This is a genomic window from Burkholderia sp. BCC0419, assembly GCF_902830285.1.
In the GTDB taxonomy this organism is placed as follows: Bacteria; Pseudomonadota; Gammaproteobacteria; order Burkholderiales; family Burkholderiaceae; genus Burkholderia.
On sequence record NZ_CADESR010000003.1, the window covers coordinates 715,557 to 732,151 of the forward strand.

Annotated in this window: 13 protein-coding genes; 7 read left to right on the forward strand and 6 right to left on the reverse strand. The window is 67.2% G+C overall.

The window, feature by feature from the left end; translation table 11 throughout:
- Positions 1-42 precede the first annotated feature (42 nt).
- From HWW87_RS21515 to HWW87_RS21535, 5 genes are all read left to right on the forward strand, one after another.
- On the forward strand, positions 43-1,821 hold the full coding sequence (locus HWW87_RS21515; RefSeq protein WP_175822037.1) for a SulP family inorganic anion transporter: 1,779 nt from the start codon (positions 43-45) through the stop codon (positions 1,819-1,821).
- A gap of 262 nt (positions 1,822-2,083) precedes the next feature.
- Complete coding sequence (locus HWW87_RS21520) at positions 2,084-3,028, forward strand: GlxA family transcriptional regulator (RefSeq protein ID WP_175822038.1); 945 nt, start codon at positions 2,084-2,086, stop codon at positions 3,026-3,028.
- Positions 3,029-3,518: 490 nt separating this feature from the next.
- A complete protein-coding gene (locus HWW87_RS21525) occupies positions 3,519-5,231 on the forward strand; it encodes a M36 family metallopeptidase (protein WP_175822039.1) in 1,713 nt (570 codons plus the stop codon).
- Between the two features lie 79 nt (positions 5,232-5,310).
- The gene (locus HWW87_RS21530; protein ID WP_175822040.1) at positions 5,311-6,564 is read left to right on the forward strand and encodes a M20/M25/M40 family metallo-hydrolase; all 1,254 of its coding nucleotides are present in this window, start codon (positions 5,311-5,313) and stop codon (positions 6,562-6,564) included.
- Between the two features lie 132 nt (positions 6,565-6,696).
- Positions 6,697-7,059 (forward strand): YbjQ family protein, encoded by a 363-nt coding sequence (locus HWW87_RS21535; protein WP_175822041.1) that lies wholly within the window; start codon positions 6,697-6,699, stop codon positions 7,057-7,059.
- A 13-nt stretch (positions 7,060-7,072) separates the two neighbouring features.
- Here the strand turns inward: HWW87_RS21535 and HWW87_RS21540 are convergent, their stop codons facing one another.
- From HWW87_RS21540 to betC, 4 genes are all read right to left on the reverse strand, one after another.
- Positions 7,073-8,323, reverse strand: a complete 1,251-nt coding sequence (locus HWW87_RS21540) for an MFS transporter (RefSeq protein WP_175822042.1) — start codon at positions 8,321-8,323, stop codon at positions 7,073-7,075.
- A 231-nt stretch (positions 8,324-8,554) separates the two neighbouring features.
- Positions 8,555-9,694, reverse strand: coding sequence for a porin (locus HWW87_RS21545; RefSeq protein ID WP_175822043.1), 1,140 nt, complete (start codon positions 9,692-9,694; stop codon positions 8,555-8,557).
- Between the two features lie 260 nt (positions 9,695-9,954).
- A complete protein-coding gene (gene choX, locus HWW87_RS21550) occupies positions 9,955-10,923 on the reverse strand; it encodes a choline ABC transporter substrate-binding protein (protein WP_175822044.1) in 969 nt (322 codons plus the stop codon).
- Between the two features lie 45 nt (positions 10,924-10,968).
- Complete coding sequence (betC, locus tag HWW87_RS21555; RefSeq protein WP_175822045.1) at positions 10,969-12,519, reverse strand: choline-sulfatase; 1,551 nt, start codon at positions 12,517-12,519, stop codon at positions 10,969-10,971.
- Between the two features lie 252 nt (positions 12,520-12,771).
- Between betC and HWW87_RS21560 the strand changes: the two genes are divergently transcribed.
- Both HWW87_RS21560 and purU read left to right on the forward strand, forming a co-directional pair.
- Positions 12,772-13,677 (forward strand): LysR family transcriptional regulator, encoded by a 906-nt coding sequence (locus tag HWW87_RS21560; RefSeq protein ID WP_174385440.1) that lies wholly within the window; start codon positions 12,772-12,774, stop codon positions 13,675-13,677.
- Positions 13,678-13,874: 197 nt separating this feature from the next.
- Entirely contained in the window at positions 13,875-14,759 is an 885-nt protein-coding gene (purU, locus tag HWW87_RS21565; protein ID WP_175822046.1) for a formyltetrahydrofolate deformylase, read from the forward strand.
- Between the two features lie 33 nt (positions 14,760-14,792).
- Here the strand turns inward: purU and HWW87_RS21570 are convergent, their stop codons facing one another.
- On the reverse strand, positions 14,793-15,785 hold the full coding sequence (locus HWW87_RS21570; RefSeq protein ID WP_175822047.1) for a DMT family transporter: 993 nt from the start codon (positions 15,783-15,785) through the stop codon (positions 14,793-14,795).
- Between the two features lie 165 nt (positions 15,786-15,950).
- The gene (locus HWW87_RS21575) at positions 15,951-16,562 is read right to left on the reverse strand and encodes a TetR/AcrR family transcriptional regulator (RefSeq protein ID WP_175822048.1); all 612 of its coding nucleotides are present in this window, start codon (positions 16,560-16,562) and stop codon (positions 15,951-15,953) included.
- Positions 16,563-16,595 lie beyond the last annotated feature (33 nt).

The window sequence follows — 16,595 nt, forward strand, 5'->3', positions numbered from 1 at the left end:
CGCGAGCGTGTGCGGAAACCGAAACGTATCAGCTTCGCTGCGATGAACATGAAAAGCCGTACCCGCCAGCACATGGTCCAATCGACCCGCAAGCCCGCTGCCGGTCCGCTGCGGTGGATCAACGGACTGGCCGTGGCGCGTGGCTATCAATGGCCGTGGCTGCCTCACGATCTGCTTGCCGGCGTCACGCTCAGCACTGTTCTCGTGCCTGCCGGCATGGCATACGCGCAGGCAGCGGGCCTGCCCGCCGTCAACGGGCTCTATGCATCGTTTGCCGCGATGCTCGCGTATGCGCTCTTCGGCCCAAGCCGCATCCTCGTCCTCGGACCGGACTCCGCGCTGGTCGCGCTGATCGCCGCAAGTATCATGCCGCTTGCTCACGGCGACGCCACCCATGCGCTGGCCCTCGCTGGTGCGCTCGCAATACTCACGGGCGCGATCTGCATCGCGGTAGGGGCGCTCAGGCTCGGATTCGTCACCGAGCTTCTGTCGCTGCCCATCCGGTACGGTTTTCTGAACGGCATCATGCTGACGATCGGCATCGGACAATTGCCACGGCTGCTTGGATACAAAGGCACCGGCGAATCGTTTGTCGAGCAGGCGCGCGACATCATCGAAGGCATCTCGGCATCGAGGGTGAACGCGGCCTCGTTCGCGATCGGCGTCGCCGCGCTCGCGTTGATACTCGTCTTCAAACGGCTCTGGCCCAAGGTGCCGGGCGTGCTGCTCGCCGTGGCGGGCGCGACGGTGGTGGTGATGTGGTTCGATCTGTCCGGGCGCGCGGGCGTCGCAACCGTCGGCGCGGTCGCGCAGGGCCTGCCCGTGCCACGCATACCCCGCGTGGCCCTCGGCGACTGGCTGCATCTCGCCGGTAGCGCGGCGGCGATCGCGCTCGTTTCGTTCACGGATATCAGCGTGCTGTCACGTACCTACGAACTGCGCAACGACACCAGCGTGGACCGGAATCACGAATGCGTCGCGCTCGGGCTGTCGAACATCGCCGCCGGCCTGGTGCAGGGGTTCGCGGTGAGCGCGAGCGGATCCCGCACGCCCGTCGCGGAAGCCGCGGGCGCAAAGACGCAGGCGACGGGCGTGGCGGCTGCCGCTGTCGTCGCCGCGCTGCTCCTGTTCGCGCCACGCGCGCTTGCGCACACGCCGCAATCCGCGCTGGCCGCCGTCGTGATTGCGGCATGCCTGAACATGGTCGAGGTACGGGGCGTCATGCGGCTTTATCGTCTGCGCAAAAGCGAGTTCGTTCAGGCGGTGGTGTGCTTCGTCGGCGTTGCGATCCTGGGTGTCGTGAACGGCATTGCACTGGCGCTGCTGCTCACCGTGCTGTCGTTTCTATGGCGTGCGTGGCGGCCGTACGATGCCGTGCTCGGGCGAGTGGACGGCATGAAGGGCTATCACGACGTGTCGCGCCATCCGGAAGCGCGGCGCGTGCCCGGGCTCGTGCTGCTGCGCTGGGATGCGCCGCTCTTTTTCGCCAATGGGGAAATCTTTCGTGAACGCGTGCTGCGCGCCGTCGACGAGTCGCCCGAGCCGGCACGCTGGATCGTCATCGCGGCGGAGCCCGTGACCGATATCGACCTGACCGCCGCCGATGTACTCGAACGGCTGCACGGCGAACTGGCGGCGCGGCAGGTCAAGCTGGTCTTCGCTGAACTGAAAGGCCCCGTAAAAGATAGCCTCAAGCATTACGGCATGTTTGGCATGTTTGGCGACGGCAACTTCTTTCCGACGGTTGGCGCGGCGGTAAGCCGATATCTGAAAACGCATCGGGTCGCATGGCATGACTGGGAAGACGAAGATCCGGGGTGAAAACGGATCACTCGCCGCCAGTGGAGATCAGTACCGGTCGGACACGCCATCGATCCCGCGCGCCTGCAATGTGCAGACCAGCCCGGCGCGTATCGTCACGACGTACCGTCGACGACGGCACGCCGAACGGTGCGTGGTGCAAAAACGCGCTGAGCGCCGGCAAAACCCGCGATAATCCCGGCTTGAACGTTCGGCGCCCGCGCCTGCCCACTCGCCGCGTCGCGCGGTGCGCGACGACCACCCGCTTCCACCCCACGCCCCGATGCCCGAGGATTTCCACTTCCTGTTGCTGCCCGGCTTCTCCGCGCTCGGCTTCATGTCCGCGGTCGAGCCGCTGCGCGTCGCGAACCGTTTTCGCACCGAGCTGTATCGCTGGCACGTGATCAGCGCGGACGGCGCGCCCGTCGCCGCGAGCAACGGCATTCCGGTCGCCGCCGAAGCCGCGTGCGCGGACGTCCCGCAGGTCGATACGGTATTCGTCGTCGCGGGCTTCGATCCGCTCGTGTGCTACACGCGCACGCTCGGCGACTGGCTGCGCCGCCAGCACCGGCATGGCGCCACGCTGGGCGGCATCGATACGGGCAGCTTCGTGCTCGCGGAAGCCGGGCTGTTCGACGCGTCGCAGCCGCTCACGCTGCACTGGGAGGCGCTGGCCGCGTTCCGCGAGCGCTATCCCGGCCTGAATGCGACGCAGGAGCTGTTCGAGATCGACGACCGGCGCATCACGTGCGCGGGCGGCACCGCGTCGATCGACATGATGCTCGACCTGATCGGCCGCCGCCACGGCACCGACCTCGCGGCGGCGATCTCCGAGCAGTTCGTCGTGAGCCGCATCCGGCAGCGCTCGGACAGCCAGCGGCTCGAGATCGCCGCACGCTACGGCGTGCACAACCGCAAGCTGATCCAGGTGATCGGCACGATGCAGCGGCACATGGAGAACCCGCTCGGTTCCGATGCGCTCGCGCAGGAGGTCTCGATCACGCGGCGCCAGCTCGAACGGCTGTTCAGCGCGACGCTGAACGATACGCCGACGCACTTCTACCTGAACCTGCGCCTCGAGCGCGCACGCGAACTGCTGCAGCAGACCGACATGAGCATCACGTCGGTGTGCGTCGCGTGCGGCTTCGAATCGCCGTCGCATTTCTCGCGCACCTATCGCGCGCGATTCGGGATGAGCCCGCGCAGCGACCGGCGTGCGACGCGCTGATCGTCGCGGCTTTTGATTACAATCCGGCGCGGTATTGCGCGTTCCGGCAGCGTTTCCCGCCGCTCGATGAACAATGCCGGCGATTGATCGGCGGACCGAAGCGGTCGTCGAAAATAATCTGGAATGTCGCTGAAAATATTCTGTAACATACCAAAAAAAGTTAGATAGGCAGCCTAACGACACGCATGCTTCATCTCGACGTGCGTCGCGCCACGCAGGCTGCCAACCGATATCGATCCGACCCGAGGGGTATGACATGACGATGCTCGCTTCGCCGTCGCCGCACCTGCCTGCCGTTCGCATCCCTTCACGCGCGTCCCCCTCTTCGCCTGCCCGCTTCTTTTCGACCTGACATTTAGGTTTCCTTAGTCAGTCGAGACTCCCAACACCGCTTCGCCGCACCGGTTCCATCGAACCGGCGCGCGGGCCGTGTCGTGCCTGCTCGCCACGAGCGCGCGGGCGTGTCCAACCGTTGAGATGAGGATCACGTATGCAGACATCACGCAAAGCATTGCCGCTCGCCCTGAGTCTCGCGCTCGGTTTCGGCATCGTCGGCGGCACCCTGGCCGATACGAAAGTGTCGAATCCGCAGGCCGCGAGCCTGCGCGAAAGCCTGACGCGCGGCGTCGCGCCGCCGGCCGCGAAGGCCGATACGGCCGCCGGGCAATTCCGCGCGGACGGCGTCGCCGTCACGCTGTACAACCCGGCCTATCGCGTCAAGAAAGCCGCCGCGACGCCCGCCGCCACCGCGCGCGACTTCGTCGCGTCGCAGGCGGCGCAGCTCGGGCTCGACGCGGCCGCGCTCGCGAGCCTCGTCGTCACGTCGGAACGCAACGATGCCGACTTCACCGTCGTGCGCCTACAGCAGCAGGCCGCCGGGTTGCCCGTGTACGGCAGCGACATCGCAGTGACCGTCGCGAAGGACGGCCGCATCCTGTACGTCGCGAGCAACACGATCAACGGCGTGGTCGCGACGACGCGCAAGTCGCAGGCCGTCGATCAGCAGCAGGCGCTCGACCGCGCTCGCGCGTATCTCGGCGCGAGCGGCTTCACGCATCTCGATGCGCAGCTCGTCGCATTCGTCGACAAGGCCGGCACGCATACCGCGTGGAAGGTGCGCGGCCGTCCGCAGGACGGCCCGAAGGGTGACTGGGAACTGCTGATCGATTCGGGCAGCGGCGAAGTGCTGCGCGCCGAGGACAAGGCGTTCTACGCGACCGACGGCACCGGCTTCGTGTTCCGCCCCGATCCGCTGTCACCGACGAAGAGCAGCTACGGCAGCACGGGCTACAAGGACGGCAACGACGCCGATTCGACGCAGCTCACGGCCGCGCGCGTGCGCGTGACGCTGAAGGAGCTCGCGCAGTCGGGCTCGCGCTACACGCTGACGGGCCCGTACGCGGCGTGCGTCGACTTCGATGCGCCGCTCGACAAGGCCTGCCCGTCGCAGTCCACGCCCGCGTTCGAATTCACGCGCGGCAACCTGTATTTCGAGGCCGTGAACACGTACTACCACATCGACACGTTCCTGCGTTACGTGAACCAGACGCTCGGTATCAAGGCGCTGCCGTACCAGTACACGGGCGGCGTGCAGTACGACCCGCACGGCGAATCGGGCGACGACAACTCGTCGTACTCGTCGAGCAGCGGCCGGCTGACCTTCGGGCAAGGCGGCGTCGACGACGCGGAAGACGCGGACGTCGTGATCCACGAGCTCGGCCACGGCATCCACGACTGGGTCACCAACGGCGGCCTGTCGCAACAGGAAGGCTTGTCGGAAGGCACCGGCGACTATCTCGCCGCCGCGTACAGCCGCGACTTCAACCAGTGGAGCCCGTCGGACGCGCAGTATCACTGGGTCTACAACTGGGACGGCCACAACGAGTTCTGGGGCGGCCGCGTGACCAACTGGAACGTGGGGCGCACCTATGCGCAGGCGCGCGGCGCGGAAATCCACACGGCCGGCCAGTACTGGGCGTCGTGCAACCTCGTCGCACGCGATGCGATCGGCGCGCAGGCGATGGACAAGGCGTTCCTGAAGGGGCTGTCGATGACCAACAGCTCGACCAACCAGAAGGCCGCCGCGCAGGCCGTGCTGACGGCCGCCTCCGCGCTCGGCTACAGCAGCGCGCAGCTCACCGCGATCGGCAACGCGTACAACAAGAGCTGCACGTACGGCGTGACCGTCCCGCAGAAGTCGTAATAGCGCAGCAGGCGGGAGCGCATCGCACGATCTGCGGCGCGCTCCCTTCATCGACATCGCCATCCTCACGAGATCGAACATGCCTACTCTGAAACCGACCCGCCTGAGCGCCGCGCTGGGCGGCATGCTGCTGAGCGCCGCCGCGCACGCGACGCCCGTCTGGATCACGCTCGGCGACACCGCGTTCCGCCAGCTTCAACGCATCGATGCGACCGCAACCGCGCAGTACAGCACGACCGTCGACGCCGGCAAGGCGGCCGACGGCGCCGCGCGCCGCGAAACCGTTCACGTCGTCGAGATCGACGATGCCCGGCTCGGCGAACTGGCGCGCGCCGTCCACCACACGCGCGGCCACGGGCCCGGCTACGTCGTGCACGATTCGTTCGACGACGCGCGGCAGGCGCTGCAGCCGTTGCCGGCGACGCTCGCAAAACAGGCCGCCGCCCCCGCGTACACGGTGTCGAACGTGCCGCAGATCGGCACGTGGGTCCAGCAACTGCAGGCCAGCAACATCGTCGGCACGATCACGTCGCTGTCCGGCTTCACGAACCGCTACTACACGACGTCGCACGGCGTCGCCGCGTCCGACTGGCTCGCGTTGCAGTGGAAGCAACTGGCGGGCTCGCGCGCCGACATCACCGTCGAACAGTTCGCGCACACGGGCTTTCCGCAGAAATCCGTGATCCTGACGATTCGCGGCAGCGATCCGGCCGCGGGTACCGTCGTGCTCGGCGGCCACCTCGATTCGACCGTCGGCCGCACGACGGAGAACACGCGCTCGCCCGGCGCCGACGACGATGCGTCGGGCATCGCCAGCCTGACCGAAGCGCTGCGCGTGCTGCTCGCGAACAACTACCGGCCGAAACGGACGATCAAGTTCGTCGGGTATGCGGCCGAGGAAGCCGGCCTGCTCGGCTCGAAGGCGATCGCGAAGCAGTTCCGCACGCAGAATGCGAACGTGGTCGGCGTGCTGCAGCTCGACATGACGAACTACAAGGGCGATCCGAAGGATATCTACCTGATCACCGACTACACGAACGCGGCGCAGAACACCTACGTGAAGAACCTGGCGGCGACCTACCTGCCGGAGCTCGCGATCGGCACGTCGCAGTGCGGCTATGCATGCTCGGATCACGCGTCGTGGAATGCGCAGGGGTATCCGGCATCGTTCCCGTTCGAGGCCGACCAGAACGACAGCCCGTACATCCACACGGTGAACGACACGCTGGAAAACTCGGATCGACAGGCCAACCATGCACTGAAATTCGGCAAGCTGGCGCTGGCCTATACGGTCGATCTCGGCGGCATTGCCGGCGCAACGGTCAAGCACTGAGCGTGCCTCGCCGAGCGGCTCGCGCGTTCGGCAATGAAACGGGCGTTCACCCGCGTGGGTACGCCCGTTCGAATGCCTTTTCTCGGTCCGGCTAGAATCGTCGTTCGACCACTCGCTACGCGCTTGCCCACCATGACCGATCCCACCCGCTCCATCGACGACCTGTCGCCCGCCCGCGTCACGACCGCCTTCGACCTGCCCGGCCATACGACCGTTCGCTCGCTCGGCGTCGCCCAGGGCATCGTCGTGCGCTCGCGCTCGATCGTCGGCTCGTTCGGCGCGTCGCTGCAGACGATCTTCGGCGGCAACATCACGCTCTATACGTCGCTGTGCGAGAAGGCGCGCGAGCACGCCTTCGACAAGATGCTCGCCGATGCGCGCAAGCTCGGCGCGAACGCGATCGTCGCGATGCGCTACGACTCGACCGAGATCGGCTCGGGCGTGACCGAAGTCATCTGCTACGGCACGGCCGTGCGCGTCACGCAGGATGCATGACGTGTGATGCACGTCACGCGTCGCGTTCGAGCGACTTCATGTTCGTGAGCTGCGGAAACAGCCGCATCCACGCCAGCGCGACCGCGATCGTCGCCGCGCCGCCGACGACGATCGCGGCCGGCGCGCCCCACCACGCAGCCGTCACGCCCGATTCGAATTCGCCGAGCTGGTTCGACGTGCCGATGAACAGCGAGTTGACCGCGCTCACGCGGCCGAGCATGTCGTCGGGCGTGCGCAGTTGCACGAGCGACAGGCGAACGACGACGCTGATCACGTCCGATGCGCCGAGCGCGGCCAGCGACACGAGCGACAACGTGAAATGCCGCGACAACCCGAACACGATCGTCGCGATGCCGAACGCGATCACACCGCCGAACATCGCGCGGCCCGGCCGGCCTTTCAACGGGAAACGCGTGAGCCACAGCGTGCCCGCGAGCGCGCCGACGGCCGGCGCCGCGCGCAATGCGCCGAGCCCCCACGGGCCAACCTGAAGGATGTCGCGCGCATAGATCGGCAGCAGCGCGGTCGCGCCGCCGAACAGCACCGCGAACAGGTCGAGCGACAGCGCACCGAGTATCGCCGGTTCGCGCCGGATGAACGCGATGCCCGAAAACACCGAGCGCAGCGTGACCGGCTCGCGGGCGGGCGGCGCGCTGCGCAGCGGAATCGTGCCGCTCAGCATCGCCGCGACCGCGAATGCCGCGACGCTCGTGCCGAACGCAACGGGCGCGCCGACACCGTAGAGCAACCCGCCGAACGCGGGCCCGAGAATCTGCGCGGCCTGGTTCGCGGACGTCGACAGCGCGGTCGCGCGCGGCAGGTCGGTGCGCGGCACGACGGCCGGCAACAGCGACGACACCGACGGCGACTCGAACGCGCGGGCCGTGCCGACGATGGCCGCAAGCGCATACACGGCCGGCGCGGTGAGCGCGCCTTTCGCCGCGCCGAGCAGGAACACGCCGGCTGCCAGCGCCTCGACGCCCTGGCAGATCGTCGCGATGCGCCGGCGGTCGTAGCGGTCGGCCACCTGCCCGACGACGAGCGTCAGCGCGAACATCGGCACGAACTGCGCGAGGCCGACGAGACCGAGCGCGAATGCGCTGTGCGTGAGCGCGTACACGTACCAGCCGATTGCAACCGACAGGATCTGGAAGGCCAGCGACGACATCACGCGCGTGCCCCAGAAACGCTGGAACGGTGCGTGGCGGAACAGGTTGGCGGGTAACGGGGATAAAGGACTGGAATCGGGCACGGGGGTGGTCATCGGGTTCTCGGCGATTGGCGCTGCGCACCGCAACCGTTCGGGAAACGACGACGCACACCGGTGCGCGCGGCAACGGTGCAGACGCGGCCAAACCGTGATGATATGCCAACCGCCGACAACCGGCCGGCCACCCGCCGCGAGTCCCGTCGAGCCGGCGCATCGCACAAAAAAAAGCGCGAACCGAGGTTCGCGCCAAAGAGAGATCTCGCTGAAGACGTCACACCACCCCGCTTAGAACGAATGCCGCATCCCGATCCGCACGTCGGCCTGCGTCTGCGTCGTCGACGGCGTGAAGCTGTAGCCGATCACCGCATCGACGCCCTGCGACGCGCGCAGGTAGTCGCCGGAGATATACACGTCCGTGCGCTTCGACAGCAGGTAATGCAGGCCCGCCGTACCCTGGTTCCAGTGATGGCCTTCGAAGCGCGTGTGCTGGTAGCCCGCGATGAAGCTCAGCGCCGGCGTGAACTGGTACAGGCCGCCGCCTTCGTACACCTGCATGTGCGACGACTGGCCGAAGCCCTTGATCGTCGTGTACGAGTAGTTGGCGTCGAGCGTCAGCTTGCCGATCGTATAGCTCGTGCCGATGCCGAACGTGCCCTGGCTGTCGACGTCCATCGCGGTGTTCGCGAACAGGTCGGTGCGCGCGCCGGTCGCCGGATCGACGGTGACGGTCTGCTGACCGAGGAACGTGTGCGTGCCGATCATCGCGTACGGGTCGAACGCGTAGATGCCGTTCGGGTTGTTCAGGCGCGTGTACGCGGCGCCGATCGAGAAGTCGCCCTTCGTGAAGCTCGCGCCCGCGCTCCATGCGCTGTTGCGATGGAAGTTGCCCGCGACGTTGCCGAACGAGTACATCGCGCCGAACTTGAAGCCGCTCATGTCGTTCGACAGGAACTTCACCGAGTTCGGCAGGCGGTCGCCGTTGAAGCGGTCGAAGTCGCCCTGGTGGATCGCATAGCCGCTGCCCCACGCCGAGATGTTGTAGATCGACACGAGTTCGTTGGTGATGTCGAGCTGGTTGCCGAACGACAGCGTGCCCCAGTCGTTCTGCAGGCCCACATACGCCTGCCGGCCGAATTCGGCGCCGCCGAAGCCGAGTTGTCCGTTGCCGAGGTGGAAGCCGCTCTCGAGCACGAACACGGCCTTCAGGCCGCCGCCCAGGTCTTCGGTGCCCTTGAGGCCGAAACGGTTTCCGTAGGCAACGCCGTCGTCGAACTTGACCACGTGCGAACCGCCCGTGTTGTTCACGTACGTGATGCCCGCGTCGAGAATCCCATACAGCGTCACGCTGCTTTGCGCATGCCCGATGGCGGGAATACAGGCCGCGCATGCAAGCGCGGCGGCTACGGCAACTTTCTTTTGCTTCATTGTCGACCACCCTCCCTGAACCGTTCGATGGATAGAATCTCGTCCCGGCGCGTGCCGCGATGCGCCGGTGGATTCGAATTCAGACCGCCCCGCTGGCCCCGGTATTTCGTTTTCCGCAATAACGCAGCCATTGGCGAAAAATACAAACCCATATTTCAGGTCACCCGTCTGAAGGCGACACTAAATGGTCACGATGCGACGGGTCGGGAAAACACGTAGACAGGCGGCACGGTAAAAACCGGCCGCCCGGAGGGAGGAAATCAGCGACCGTCGAGGGCCGTGCGCACGGCCGGCAGGCCCGGCGCGCCGGCCGCCGTCGTCACGCCGTCGAGCCAGCCGGCGACCAGCGCGGGCTCGGCTTTCAGCGCATGCTGCGCCGCGAGCGCGGGCGACGTCTTGTGCTCGAGCATGTCGGCGATCATCCGGTTCTCGACGTCGACGGAGAACGTCATCTGCCGGAACAGCCGCGCGAGGTTCGCGCACTGGCCGGCGAACCCGGCACGCGTGACCGTGTTGACCGTCGCGCCGCCGTAGTTCGGGCCGAAATACGCATCGCCGCCCGACAGATACGTCAGATGGAACTTCGTGTTCATCAGATGCGGCTCCCACGCGAGAAACACGATCCAGCGCTTGTCGCGCACCGCGCGCTCGACTTGCGTGAGCATGCCCGTCTCGCTCGATTCGACGAGCGACCAGTTCGCGGCCCCCAGCGCATGGTCGGACAGCATCCGCTTGATGTTCTGGTTCGCGGGCGCGCCGGGCTCGATCCCGTAGATCTTGCCGCCGAAGCGGTCCGCGTAGCGCGCGAGATCGGCGAATGTATGCACGCCGGCGGCGGCCACATAGTCGGGCACCGCGAGCGTGAACTTCGCACCGCTCAGGTTCGCGTGCAGCACGTCGATCGATTTCTCGTCGACGAACGGCTTCACGAGCGGCGCCTGCGCGGGCATCCAGTTGCCGAGGAACACGTCGACCTGCCCTTTCTTCAACCCCTGGTACGTGATCGGCACCGACAGGTTCGCCACGTCCTGCCGGTAGCCGAGCGCCTTCAGCACGACGCCCGCCATCGCGTTCGTCGCGTCGATGTCGGTCCAGCCGGGCGCCGCCATCTTCACGTCGCCGCACGTCTGCGGGTCGGCCGCATGCGCAGGCAGCGCCGCCACCACGCACGCGGCGGCGGCGAGCGCCGCGCCGATCCTTCGGATTGCTGCATTGCATTGCCGTTTCATGGTTCGCTTCCTCCGTCGTTCTTCAATGACCGCGATGCGGTACGTTCAGCGCCCGACGCGCGGAAAACGCGCCATCGCTTCGAGCGTATCGAGTTCGATGTGATTGCGCATGTAGCGCTGGCTCGCGTCGGTGAACGGCTGCCAGTCCCACGCGTGGATGCGGCCCTGCGTCGTCGCCGCGTAATGGAAGCGCCGGCGACGCTGGCTCGCGCGCACCTGCCGGTCCAGCTCGGGCAGGTTCCAGCGCTGCGCGGCCTCCGCGCGGAACGCGGCGAGCACGTCGGCGGCTTCCGGCTGCCCGGCCAGGTTCGTCAGCTCGCGCGGGTCGTCCGACAGGTTGTAAAGCTGGTCGGGATCGGCCGGGCAATGCACGTATTTCCAGTCGCCGCGGCGGATCATCACGACCGGCGCGAGCGCGCCTTCCGCGAGGTATTCGCCGAGCGCGACATCGTGCGCGGGTGTGCCGTGCAGGTGCGGCACGAGGCTCGCGCCGTCGACCGGGTCCGGCCATCCGGGGTCGGGCCAGCCACCTGCGGGCGCCGCGCCGGCCAGGTCGACGAGCGTCGGCAGCAGGTCGACGTGCGACACGGGCCCGCGCACGCGCGCGGCGTCGAAGCGGCCCGGCGCATGCACGATCAACGGCACGCGGCAGCCGCCTTCGAAGAACGTCATCTTGTACCAGAGCCCGCGCTCGCCGAGCATGTCGCCATGGTCGGACGTGACGATCACGATCGTGTCGTCGGCGAACCCGCATTGCTCGAGCGCGGCCAGCACGCTGCCGAACTGCGTATCGACGTAGGACGTCGCGCCGTAATACGCACGGCGGGCGGCGCGGATCTGCGCGTCGGTCGGCGGCGTGCGATCGTTCTCGCAGACGAAGCGCAGCCGCTGCGAATGCGGATCGCTGTCGGCCGCATCGAGCCGCACGGCCGGCATGTCGATCTCGTCATCGTCGTAGCGATCCCAGTATTCGCGCGTGATCGCATACGGGTCGTGCGGATGGGTCAGCGACACGACCAAGCAGAACGGCCGCGCATCGTGCCCGGCCGCGCGCTCGCGCGCGACGTCGTACAGCTTCTGCTTCGCGGCGAACGTGACTTCGTCGTCGAAGTCGAGCTGGTTCGTTCGCACGCACGGGCCGGCCTCGAGCACCGAGCTCATGTTGTGATACCAGCTCGGTCGCTCGGTCGGGCTGTCCCAGTCGGGCACCCAGCCGAAATCGGCCGGATAGATGTCGGTCGTGAGGCGTTCCTCGAAGCCGTGCAACTGGTCGGGCCCGCAGAAATGCATCTTGCCGGACAGCATCGTCCGGTAGCCGCCCGCGCGCAGGTAGTGCGCGAACGTCAGCGTTTGCGCGGGCAATTCGGCCGCGTTATCGTAGGCGCCGATCCCCGACGGCAGCTTGCCGGTCAGCAGCGAGAAGCGCGACGGCGCGCACAGCGGGCTCGCGCAATACGCGGCGTCGAACACCACGCCTTCGGCGGCGATCCGGTCGAGCGTCGGCGTGCGGGCGACGCGGTTGCCGTACGCCGGCAGCGCGAACGGCGTGAGCTGGTCGGCCATCAGGATCAGGATGTTGGGTGTCGGGTTCGTCATCGGCGGTCGTGGGGAAAGCGGTGTTCGAATGGAACGGATCGTCGCCCGGGCAGCGAGACGTCCGGCATGACGGAGGCGGTCCACAGAAACTGCCGCGCGCAGGGGCCGCGCTGGCTAGAATCGCGGAATGCGTTGCGCGGCGGCGCATGAAGCGCATGTGCCGCACCGTCCGCCGCACTATCGCCCGCCCGAATTCGCGCGGGTAGGCGTCCGGCCCTTATGGGGCCATTAGAGGGGCTTATGTCGGGACTTATGTCGAAATCCGAACCGTTACCGTCGATGCAGGCGCTGCGCGCGTTCGAATCGGCCGCCCGGCTTGCGAGCTTCACGGCCGCCGCGCGCGAGCTCGGCTCGACGCAGCCGGCCGTGAGCCAGCAGGTGTATCAGCTCGAAGCCGAACTCGGCGTGCCGCTGTTCGAACGCAGCCCGCGCGGCGTCACGCTGACGGCCGACGGCGAGTGCCTGTACGAAGCCGTGCGGCTGAGCCTCGACACGCTGCGCGGCGCGACCGCGACGCTGCGCGCGCGCCGCGAGCACGGCGCGCTCACGATCGTCACCGATTTCGGTTTCGCGACCTACTGGCTGATGCCGCGCCTGGCCGGACTGAAGCGCGTGATGCCGGACGTCGACGTGCGCGTCGTCACGTCACAGGATTACGACGCGCAGCGCGACCACGGCGACATCGCGATCCTGTTCGGCGACGGCCACTGGCCGTCGTGCACGGCCGCGCGGCTGTTTCCGGAATCCGTCACGCCCGTCTGCTCGCCCGCGTTCCGCGACGCGCACCCGGGCGTCGCGCGGGCCGACCACCTGCTCGCGCTGCCGCTGCTGCACGTGCAGCCGACGCGCCCCGAGCGCTGGCTGTCGTGGTCGGGCTGGTTCGACGCGCACGGGCTCGAACCGCCGCCCGCCGCCCGCGGCGTGACCTTCAACAGCTATGCGCTTGTGATCCATGCGGCGCTGCTCGGCGAAGGCGTCGCGCTCGGCTGGTCGCCGCTCGTCGACGAGCTCGTCGGGGCCGGCCAGCTCGTGAAGCTGGTCGACGCGCCCGTCGTCACGCCACGCGGCTACTTCCTGGTGCGCCCGCCGCAGCGGCCCGAACCGGATGCGACCCACGTGTTCCGGCGCTGGTTGCTCGACGCGTGCGCGGCGGCCTGAGGCAGCGCGCCCGCCCTCGTTTCCGTTCCCCCTTCCCCGCTCCCGGCCCGCTGGCGCACCGATACCAGCCACACGGCGCGTTGGTTCTATCCGCGCCGAAATCGTCCTGATTTACTTGAGCCTCCCGCTATCCGCGCGGCGCGGCGCTGTCGTGCGCCGCCGCGCGGCCGTGCGCCCCATGCCATCCGAGGAGTCTCATGAACGCCGAGCACCGCCCCGATCAATTCGTCCTGACACTGTCGTGCCCGAGCGCGGCCGGCCAGGTCGCCGCCGTCGTCGGCTTTCTCGATCGCCATCGCTGCTACGTCGATGCGCTGAACGTGTTCGACGACGATCTCAGCAACCGCTTCTTCGTGCGCTGCGTCTTTCATCCGACGGATGAGACGCTGCAGATCGACGCGCTGCGCCAGGAATTCGCGCCGATCGCGTCCGGACTCGGCGGCCACGATGGCGACATCCAATGGGCGATCCACGACGTCAATGCACGCCCGAAGGTGCTGATCATGGTGTCGAAGCTCGAGCACTGCCTCGCGGATCTTCTGTTCCGCTGGCGAATGGGCGAGCTGAAGATGGACATCGTCGGCATCGTGTCGAACCATCCCGACTTCGAGCCGCTCGCCGCGCAGCACGGGCTGCCGTTCCGGCACTTCCCGATCACGGCCGATACCAAGGCGCAGCAGGAAGCGCAATGGCTCGACTTCTTCGAATCGAGCGGCGCCGAGCTCGTGATCCTCGCGCGCTACATGCAGGTGCTGTCGCAGGAGACGAGCGCGAAGCTCGCGCACCGCGCGATCAACATCCACCACTCGTTCCTGCCCGGCTTCAAGGGCGCGAAGCCGTATCACCAGGCACATGCGCGCGGCGTGAAGCTGATCGGCGCGACCGCGCACTTCGTCACCGACGATCTCGACGAAGGCCCGATCATCGAGCAGGTCGTCGAGCGCGTCGATCATGCGCTGCGGCCGGAGCAATTGCTTGCGGTGGGGCGCGATGTCGAAAGCCTCACGCTCGCGCGCGCGGTGAAGGCGTTCATCGAGCGGCGGGTGTTCTTGAACGGGGATCGGACGGTGGTGTTTTCGTAAGCGCGTCGCATCCGCGAACGCCGTCGCACTCCGTCACGCGGACGCCGACGACGCGCGCGCAGGCGCCGCGCCAATGCGTCGCGCGCGGCGTCGCAGATACAGGTTGTTGAGGATCAGCGCCACGCCCGTCAACGCGGCGCCCGCGATCTGCGCGCGGTTGGGCACCACGCCCGTGACCGCGGACACGACGAACGCGGTGATGGGCACGATGTCCATGAACAGCACGCCGTTCATCGGCCCCAGGTTCCGGTTGCCGGTCATCCACAGCAGGATCGCGCCGAAGCCGGCCACCGGTCCCATGTAGGCGAGGTGCGGCAGCACCGCGTGCACGGTAGCCCATGACGGCGCCGCGACCCGGTGCGTCGCGACCAGCACCACGTTCACCGTGACGATCGTGGTCAGCCCGAGCCACGTCGTGAACGTCGTGTATTTCAGTGCCGACCAGCCGGTAAAACGCGCCGCACCGAAGGTATAGACAACCCAGCACAACGCGCCGACGATGATCAGTGCATTGGCCGCGTAGTGCTGCGGTTCGTGCAGCGCGACAATCACGTCGCCGCGCGTGATCACGAGCGCGACGCCGGTAAAGGACAGCACGACGAACAGCACCGACACCGGTGCAGGTGCGACGCGCCGCATCAGCGCGTTGAGCAGGAGTCCCATCATCGGCTGCGTCGCCATCATGATCGATGCGGTCAGCGCGCCTTCGTCGCCGGCCAGCTGCTGGCCCAGGAACACGAACGAGCCGAATCCGCAAAAGCCGATCGAGCCGAGCAGCCATGCAAGCGGCACCGATTGGCCGGCCGCGCGGAATGCGCCGGGCCCTTCGACGATCCGCAGCAACACGATGAACGCGGTACCGGCGATCAGATAGCGCAGCGATGTGAACGTGAAGGGGTCGATGTATCGCAGCGCATCGGTCATCACCGGGAACATCACGCCCATCAGGATCGTCGCGACGACACATGCCACGATGCCCTTCCCGTATGCGCTCGCGGCCGGGATTCCGTTATTCGCACCATTCATGACCGATCATTCCCAAATTAATTGAACAAGGGTGCCGGCGCGGCTGTACGCAGCGGCGGCGTGTTTTCAACTTTCTAGCTGAGTCTGCTTGCCCTTCACGGTCTCGTAGCGTACGTAGCGCACGCATCATTTGAAACCAATCATTCTCAAAATAATCAAAAAAAATCAGGTCAGCGCCCGCATCGCGATTTCGACGATCGACGCCAGCTCCGCCTCCGACGCACTCGACTTGCCCAGCACGCGCATGCCCTGGATCAGGCACAGCAGGAACCGCCCGACCTCTTCCGGATCGAGGTTCCGGTCGAAATCGCCCGACTGCTGGCCACGCGCCACCGCAAGGCTGAACTGCGTGCCGATGCGCAGCAGCGTCGATTCGATGTACGGCCGCAACGCGTCGTCGCCGGGCAGGAGTTCGACGGCCGAATTCGTGATGAAACAGCCGCGGCGCTCCGACAGCCGCACACCGATTTCCGTGTAGTACAGCAAAGCGTCTCTGAGCGCCTGCCGAGGCGGCAGGTCCGCCGCGAGACGCTCCTTGAGCCGGGCGATCGCACCCTCCGCGTAACGGTCAAACGCGGCGACCAGCAACCCGTGCTTGTCGCCGAACGTCCGGTACAGGCTGCCGCGGAAAACACCGGTCGCCTCGCATAACGTATCGATCGACGTCGCGTGATACCCCTGCTCCCAGAACACGCGCGCAGCGACGTCGATCACCTCGTCGGTGTCGAATTCGCGTGGACGCCCCCTGTCGCGGGAGCCGGGAGAGGTCGGGCTCATGAATCCGGATATTAGAACCGAACATTCCCAAAA